The organism is Actinomyces polynesiensis (assembly GCF_000820725.1).
GTDB lineage: Bacteria > Actinomycetota > Actinomycetes > Actinomycetales > Actinomycetaceae > Pauljensenia > Pauljensenia polynesiensis.
Window position 1 is genome coordinate 1 of sequence record NZ_CCXH01000055.1, and the last position, 5,967, is coordinate 5,967.

A 5,967-nucleotide genomic window follows, 5' to 3' on the forward strand; every position below is an offset into this window, starting at 1 on the left:
AGCCCTGGGCCCCGGGGTCCTGGGGCGCAGCGCCCTGAGGAGCGGCGCCCCAGGGGGCGGACGCGCCGCCGACGGAACCGTGGAGCGCGGAGCCGGGCACGGAGCCCTCGGAGGTACCACCCTGGGCAGTCGATCCATCGCCTGCGCCGGAGGGTGGCCCCCAGGGTGTGGGGGAGCCGGCAGACGCACCTGCAGTGCCCTCTGAGGTCGGGATCCCGGAGTGGGACGGGCCGGACGAGGGGGCGTGGCCCGGGACGCCGCCCGTGTCGGAGGGGTTCCCGGACTGTTCGTGGACAGCCGCACCACCGGGGTTCACCCAGGGGGAGGTCGGCCCCGAGGGGGCGGCGGTGGGAAGTTCACCGGTCGGGTGCCCATCGGTCGGCGCGCCCGTCGGCAGCTGCTCGGTCGGGTACTCCCCGGTCGGGTGCCCATCGGTCGGCGCGCCCGTCGGCAGCTGCTCGGTCGGGTACTCCCCGGTCGGCGCGCCCTCCGCGTCAGTGCTCCCGGCAGGGGCGGAGTCACCAGCGGGTTCCCCCCCGCCAGCGAAGCCTCCCGCACCGTCCGGGCCGCTGCCGGTCCCGTGATCAGGTCGCCACGCGTCGTCGGGGGAGGGGGTGGAGTGCGAGTCGGCTTCGTCTGGACGGTTGTCGCTCATGGGGATCCTTCTCTCAGGTTTCCTTGTTGGAAGCATTCTGCGCACGGATGGTCCCGGTTTCCTGAGACCCGTCTGGATGTTTCCTGAAGTTCACAGCCCCTGTGGGGGCAGCGACATCTCCGCCAGTGCCGAGGGGTCGATTCCCACGCGGACGTGGAGGACACTGCGACCCCTCACGGGTGCGGCGAGCGCCCCCACCAGCTCATCCGTCGTCGTGACCTCCCGGTAGTCCGCGCCGTACCCCCGCGCGAGGTCGCCGATGGACGCCTCCTGGGCGGTGCCGAACCAGTGGGGGAAGTCCTCGGCGTACTCCGGGCGACCGTGCTCGAGCCCGGCGAAGATCGAGCCCCCGTGGTCGTCGATGACGACCACCTGCAGGTCCACCGGCCGCTCGGACTCGGTCACCGCCAGCGAGGAGACGTCGTGGAGGAAGGTGAGGTCCCCCATGACGGCCCGCACCGCCCGGCCGCTCCCCCATGCCAGTCCGCGCGCGGTGGCGATCGTCCCGTCGATGCCGGCGAGGCCCCGGTTCGACACGACGTCGTCGCGCCCGGGGGCCTCCGCCACCAGGTCCACGGCCCGCACCGTGTTCGAGGCGCCGAGCACCAGCACCACCGGCGGGGCCGCCCACACGGCTGCGGCCACCCCCGCCAGGGTCGGCCGTGTCGCTCCCGACCTGGCGAGCAGCGCCTGGATCCTCTCCCCCACCTCCCGGGAGGCGGACTCCCACAGGAGGGCCCACCCGGAGTCGTCGTGGAGGTGTTCGGGGGCGGCGAGGGCGGGCACCACGACGTCGGCATTGCCGGAGGGGTCCCACCACGAGGTGGTGCGTGACTGGACGACGAGCCGGACGTCCGGGCGTGACAGCAGCGCGGAGACCGCCCGTGACAGGGTGGGTCGTCCGGTGAGCACCACCTGCTCGACCCCGTCGCCGGGGCCTCCCGCACCGACGAGGGCCTGCTGGTGCGGCACCCACGCCGGTGCCGTCGTCAGATCCGAGGACGGCTCCGCCAGGAGGGGGAGCCCTGCCCGTCCGGCCCAGGTCCCGGCTTCAGGATCCGCGCCGTCGCCGGCGAGGACGACGGTGCGCAGGGTGGGATCGACGACCTCCGTCCAGGGAACCGGGACGGGTCGGGGGAGCAGCACGTGCGGGGAGGGCGCCACGGGATCCTCCGTCGCCCCCGCCCTCCGACCCGCTCCCACGGGCTGACCCGCCCCCACCGACCGGTCCGCCGGGGTCACCCGATCACCTCGGGCCACCCGACCGGCCCGCGTCGCCGGGTCGGCCGGGTCGGGCACGAGGGGGTCGCGGAAGCCGATGTCCAGCTGCACGGGACCCGGTTCCCCCGTCGGCGCGCCGAGGGCGGTGGCGACGGCCCGGGCGACCAGGGCCCGCAACCTGCGGTCCGCCGGGGTCCCGGCGGGCACGTCCCAGCAGGCCCGCACGTGCGGACCGAAGACTCCCGGCTGCGTCGTCGTCTGGGAGGCACCGACGCCGCGCAGCTCGAATGGGCGGTCGGCGCTGAGCACCACCAGGGGGAGCCCGGAGTGGGAGGCCTCGGCCACCCCTGCGTGGAGCTCGGCCACCGCTCCACCCGAGGTCGTCACCACCGCCACGGCCACGGCCCCGGTCGCCGTGCGGGCGACCCCCGGCAGGAGGGCGTCGCCCTCGTCGGTCCCGTCACCCGGGGTGGCGAGCATGCCCGCCCGCGAGAGCCCCACGGCCACGAAGGCGGCGCCACGCTCGTCGAGGCGAACGTGGACGCGCACGGTCCCCGCCCGTTCGGCATCGGCCAGGGCGTAGGCGAGCGGAGCGGAGCGGGAGCCCGGGCAGTACACGACGTCGCGCACGCCGGCCGCGACCAGGGCCCCGACGAGGCCCTCGGCGAGTTCCTGCGAGGGGTGGCTCATGCGTGTGCCCCCCGCCCCGCGAGCGCGCGGCACATGGCGTCCAGGCGCTGGCGCCAGCGTTCCTCCAGTCCCTCCGGCAGCGGGTGGGCACCGACGAGGGACTCCTCCGGGGAGACCTCCCGGACCCCGATGGCGCCGTGCCGGGGCAGGAGTGGGGACGCGGTGACGTCAGCGGCCAGCAGTTGCGCGGTCGCCAGACCACAGGCGTGGTCGAGCGCGGGCAGGGCCGCCGCGGCCCGCACCCCGGCGGACAGCCCCACCGAGGACTCCAGGGCGGAGGAGATGACGACGTCCATCCCGGTCGCGTCGGCGACCTCGAGGGCCCGGTGGATCCCACCCAGGGGCGCGACCTTCACCACGGCGACGTCCGCGGCGCCGGCGCGGGCCACCGCGAGGGGGTCCTCGGCGCGCCGGATCGACTCGTCGGCGGCAACCGGCACGTCCACGAGTCGACGCACCCGGGTGAGGCCCTCGACATCGGCGCAGGGTTGCTCGACGTACTCCAGGCCTCCCGCGGCGCGGTCCAGGACGCGGATCGCGGAGACGGCCTCCTCCGGGGACCACGCGCCGTTCGCGTCGACGCGGATGCGCGCCCGGTCGCCCACGGTGTCGTGGAGGGCCGCGCGGACGGCGGCGACCCGTTCGACGTCCTCAGCCACGGAGGTCCCGGGGTCGGCCACCTTGACCTTCGCGGTGGCGCATCCGCCCGAGGCCCGCACCCGCCGGTCCGCCTCCTCCGGGGTGCACACGGGGACGGTGACGTTGACGGGCACTGCGTCGCGGCGCACGGGTGGGGCGGGGACCAGCGCCCCCTCGAGGGCGGCCAGCAGCCAGGTCGAGGACTCCTGCGGTGCGTAGTCCCAGAAGGGTGCCGCCTCGCCCCACCCCGCCGGGCCGTGCAGCAGCAGCCCGTCGCGGGAGGTGACCCGGCGGAAGCGGACCGTCATGGGCAGGTGGTGGAGGAGGACCCGGTCGACGCCGTCGAGGACGTCGCGGGTGGCGGCGGGCAGGGAGGCCGGATCGATCTCCCGGAGGGACGCCACGGAGGGCGCGGACGCATGCATGGGTCCATTGTGCCCGCTGGGGCACGTGGGGACTCCGTGGGTACGCCACGCACGACGCACGACACCCCGGGCACCGGGCGACGCGTCCGGGGACCGCCCACTGCCCCGTGCCGGGTCCCCGGACGTCCGGTGCAGCCCGGCAGCCCCGTGCGGACCTGTCCTCCTGTGGCCCGACGGCAGACAATGTCGGCCGGGGGACGGTGCGCACCTGCGCGATCCCACGCGTTCACGCAGGTCACGGCCCACCCCTCGGTCCCGCGACACATCACGGTGCCCGCATTGTCCGTCGGAGCGGGCCGCGCACATAGGGTGGACCCATGGTCTACGTCGCATTGGTGGTCGGGGTGCTCGCCGGGGTGGGGAGCCTCTGGCTGAGGGTCGACTCCCCCGCCTCCAGGTGGTGGGAGCACTCGGAGGGCATCGTCGACGAACGCTTCGCCTTCGCGACCCTGCCCGGGCTCTCCCTGCTCCTGCTCGGCGTCGGGGTCCTCGCCCTGGCGGGACTCGCCGGTCAGGGGATGCTGCTCTGGGTGGTCGCCGCCCTCGGTGCCGTGACGACGCTGGCCGGGGTGGTCCTCACCGTCCTCGGGTTCGGAGGCGGCCACCTGCCCGACCGACTCCTGCCCCGCTGGCGTCGGCGCGGGGAGCGCTGAGCGACCTCAGGCCCGTCCCAGGGCCGAGACCATGACGGCCTTGATGGTCGGCATGCGGTTGGCCGCCTGGTCGAAGACGATGGAGCGCGGGCCCTCGAAGACCTCGTCGGAGACCTCGATGCCCTCCAGCCCGAAACGCTCGTGGATGTGGCGGCCCACCTCGGTGCCGAGGTCGTGGTAGGCGGGCAGGCAGTGCATGAACTTCGCGCGCGGGCCCGCGAGCGCCATGAGGTCCTCGTCCACGCGGTAGTCGTGCAGGAGTTCGATGCGCTGGGCCCACACCTCCTTGGGCTCCCCCATGGAGACCCAGATGTCGGTGTGGACGAAGTCCGCTCCCTCCACCGCCGAGGTGTCCTCCGTGACCGTGATCCGGGCACCGGACCCCGCGGCGCGCTCGCGGGCGGCCGCGATGACGTCCTCGGCGGGCCACAGTTCCCTGGGCGCCACGATGCGCACGTCCATGCCGAGGATCGCCCCGTTGACCAACAGGGACCGGCCCATGTTGAAGCGCGCGTCCCCGACGTAGGCGTAGGAGATCTCCGCGTCGGGGCGACCACCGGAGTGCTCACGCATGGTGAGGGTGTCGGCGAGCATCTGGGTGGGGTGCCAGTCGTCGGTCAACCCGTTGAAGACGGGCACGCCGGAGCGGGCCGCGAGGGTCTCGACGTGGGACTGGAGGTCCCCGCGGTACTCGATGCCGTCGAACATCCGCCCGAGCACGCGGGCCGTGTCCTCCACGGACTCCTTGTGCCCCATCTGGGAGCCCGAGGGGTCGAGGTAGACCGTGTGGGCGCCCTGGTCGGCGGCGGCGACCTCGAAGGAGCAGCGCGTGCGGGTCGAGGTCTTGGCGAAGAGGAGGGCGACGTTGAGGCCGCGCATGTACTGGACCTCGCGGTGCTCCTCCTTGGCGGCCTTCAGCTCGGCGGAGAGGGCCAGCAGGTCGCGCCACTCGTCCCCCGTGAAGTCGAGTTCGCGCAGGAGGTGCTGGCCGGGGTGGAAGAGGCTGGGGACGTCGCTCGTCATGGCGGTCACGCTAGCAGCCCCGGCGCGTCGCGGGTGGGGACGTCCGGGGCGCCCCGTCGTGCGGGGTTCAGGGGTGTGCGGGTCCCTCCAGTGCGCCCCCGTCGGGTCCCGGGGCGCGGCGGGTACCGGCGTCGAGGGCGGCCCTGTCGACCATGGACTCGATGACGCTGCGTCCGTCCTCGTCGGTGCGCGACAGCACGCGGATCGAGGTGGCGGCGGCGAAGGCGACGACGAGGAGCGCGAAGGGGCCGGAGTACAGGATGAGGACCCAGGCCACCACGAGCATGTAGGCAGCCCCGTAGCCGGTGACGACACGGCGGGTCGGACCCGGTGGGAACACGTCGCGCAGGCGTTTGAACGCGGTGACGCACAGGGGGATGGCGACAAGGCCCAGCCCACCCAGGCCGATGCCGTGCCCGCGCAGGGTGAGCAGCATCGCCACGGGCCACAACCCGAAGGACAGCAGCATGGTGCGTCGGGACGCCCCCTGCTCGGGAGGGAGCAGTCGCGCGAATCGGCCCCTGGGCTCGTCCATGGTCCCCTGCCTGCTCGTCGGGTGCGGTGGCGCCGGCGGCACTCCCCCGCCCCGCCAGACTATCCCGACCCGGCCGACCCCTCCCGACGAGGGCGGTCCCGCAGCGACGAGGGCGGGGCGGCGGCC

5 protein-coding genes and 1 pseudogene are annotated in these 5,967 nt (G+C 74.6%); 1 reads left to right on the forward strand and 5 read right to left on the reverse strand.

From position 1 onward, the window contains the following. From TA90_RS15410 to TA90_RS02035, 3 genes and pseudogenes are all read right to left on the reverse strand, one after another. Positions 1-655 (reverse strand): annotated as a pseudogene (locus TA90_RS15410) (hypothetical protein); the annotation flags it as partial. Positions 656-745: 90 nt separating this feature from the next. Further along, positions 746-2,566 (reverse strand): thiamine pyrophosphate-binding protein, encoded by a 1,821-nt coding sequence (locus TA90_RS02030; protein ID WP_074015232.1) that lies wholly within the window; start codon positions 2,564-2,566, stop codon positions 746-748. After that, positions 2,563-3,630 (reverse strand): o-succinylbenzoate synthase, encoded by a 1,068-nt coding sequence (locus TA90_RS02035; RefSeq protein ID WP_052450383.1) that lies wholly within the window; start codon positions 3,628-3,630, stop codon positions 2,563-2,565. Before TA90_RS02035 ends, TA90_RS02030 begins: the two co-directional genes overlap by 4 nt. A gap of 317 nt (positions 3,631-3,947) precedes the next feature. Between TA90_RS02035 and TA90_RS02040 the strand changes: the two genes are divergently transcribed. After that, the gene (locus TA90_RS02040; protein ID WP_043534358.1) at positions 3,948-4,283 is read left to right on the forward strand and encodes a hypothetical protein; all 336 of its coding nucleotides are present in this window, start codon (positions 3,948-3,950) and stop codon (positions 4,281-4,283) included. Between the two features lie 6 nt (positions 4,284-4,289). Here TA90_RS02040 and argF read toward each other — a convergent pair whose 3' ends face one another. Both argF and TA90_RS02050 read right to left on the reverse strand, forming a co-directional pair. Next, positions 4,290-5,306, reverse strand: coding sequence for an ornithine carbamoyltransferase (argF, locus tag TA90_RS02045; protein ID WP_043534359.1), 1,017 nt, complete (start codon positions 5,304-5,306; stop codon positions 4,290-4,292). Positions 5,307-5,373: 67 nt separating this feature from the next. Next, positions 5,374-5,841 carry a hypothetical protein gene (locus tag TA90_RS02050; protein ID WP_043534360.1) on the reverse strand — a complete coding sequence of 156 codons (468 nt, stop codon included), beginning with the start codon at positions 5,839-5,841 and terminating at the stop codon, positions 5,374-5,376. Positions 5,842-5,967: the final 126 nt, after the last annotated feature.

What these genes read in the sequence shown, in the direction of transcription:
- TA90_RS02035 (WP_052450383.1), bottom strand. Translation starts at nt 3,630, where the DNA reads ATGCATGCGTCCGCGCCCTCCGTGGCGTCCCTCCGGGAGATCGATCCG.
- argF (WP_043534359.1), bottom strand. Translation starts at nt 5,306, where the DNA reads ATGACGAGCGACGTCCCCAGCCTCTTCCACCCCGGCCAGCACCTCCTG.
- TA90_RS02030 (WP_074015232.1), bottom strand. Translation starts at nt 2,566, where the DNA reads ATGAGCCACCCCTCGCAGGAACTCGCCGAGGGCCTCGTCGGGGCCCTG.
- TA90_RS02050 (WP_043534360.1), bottom strand. Translation starts at nt 5,841, where the DNA reads ATGGACGAGCCCAGGGGCCGATTCGCGCGACTGCTCCCTCCCGAGCAG.
- TA90_RS02040 (WP_043534358.1), top strand. Translation starts at nt 3,948, where the DNA reads ATGGTCTACGTCGCATTGGTGGTCGGGGTGCTCGCCGGGGTGGGGAGC.